Below are 1,300 nucleotides of genomic sequence, written 5' to 3'. Positions count from 1 at the left end.
GTCTGGGCCTGCGGGCGCTGGGGGCAGGGACCGGTGTTGCGGGGAGCGGTCTTGTCAGGGGCGGTGTCGCCCGGGCCGGTGGAGCGGGGGCGGCGCTTTCGGCGCGGCGGCGTGGCCCGGTCCGCCTCCGTCGCGTCCTGCACGGCGAGGTCGGTGTCCGGAGGAAGCTGGGAGCCGGATTTCTGCTCCGGGATGTTCGGCGCTGTTGCGGGCGGCCCCTCCCCCGGTGTCCGCCCGTCCCGTGTCGGCCGGAGGCATCGGCGGATGGACTCCGGGTCCAGCCCCTCGTTGCACGCCCGGTGCAGGAGCTGGGCGAAGAGGTAGTGCGGGTCGGCACCGAGGGCCATGGCCAGGGCCTCCCGGGCCTCGATGTCGTCCCCGGTCGACCATGCGACCCAGCCGGCCAGAGTCAGTGGAGCCGCCGCGTGTTCGCGGTACGGGCCGACGCAGCGGCGGGCCAGTGCCCGCCAGAGCCGCAGGGCGGGCGCGCCGTCGTCACCCTCCATCCAGGCGGCCGCCCGGTCGCGGGTCGTGCGGTCCTGCAGACCGAGGATGAGGGCGGCCGCCTCGTCGTGGCCGAGGAGCGCGTCGTCGCGGACGTCCGCCGGATGGACGCCCGACACCGGCGCGGCCTCGGCGAACCGGCGGATGATCCGCCCGGCCAGGTCCAGCGTCTCCTCGGCCACCTCGGCACGGCTCGCGTCGTCCAGGATGCGGGGCACCAGCGACATGCCGGCGGCATCCAGCGCGACCTCCTGCTCCAGCGCGGCCGAGGTCTCCCAGGGCTGCATCCTCGCGCGCAGCTCCCGCAGCGAGCCCCGTACCTGGATGCCGGCGTAGGTGGCCGCGGCCGCCATGGCCGAGGTGCCCGGCATACCCATCGGCGTACCGTCGGGCGGGCAGCAGCTCTGCACCGGGCAGACGTAGGACCAGAAGCGGGCGTCCGAGACGCACAGCGCCTCGATCACCGGTACGTCGAGACTGCCGCACTCGGTGCGCAGCAACTGGGCGAGCGGGGCGAGCCGGAGCATCACGTCCCGCCCCGTCTCCCCCGGCCCTGGCTCCTGGCAGACGTAGGCCACGATTCGGTCGGGCCGGGAACCCCGCCGCCGGGCGCCGATCACCAGCCCTCTGGCGATCTGCCGCGCCGCCGCCTGCCAGTCCTCGACGCCGGCCGGAATGCCCAGGCGGGCACGCCCGCCGAAGTTGCCCCGGTCGAGCAGGCTGACCAGCACCATGCTGTCCTCCGGGCGGTAGCCCAGCAGGTACGGCAGCGCGTCGGCCAGCTCGGCCGGGGTGC

At 75.5% G+C, this 1,300-nt stretch carries 1 protein-coding gene; it reads right to left on the bottom strand.

What is annotated here, in order from left to right; genetic code table 11:
• The coding region (locus CCN33_RS30050) for a DUF4192 domain-containing protein (protein ID WP_107484026.1) at nt 1-1,300 on the bottom strand (1,300 nt) is incomplete at both ends.

It is taken from the genome of Streptomyces recifensis (assembly GCF_002154615.1).
GTDB classification, from domain to species: Bacteria; Actinomycetota; Actinomycetes; order Streptomycetales; family Streptomycetaceae; genus Streptomyces; species Streptomyces griseoluteus.
The sequence above is the reverse complement of the archived record's forward strand: the minus strand, read 5'-3'. Positions and strand labels throughout refer to the sequence as shown.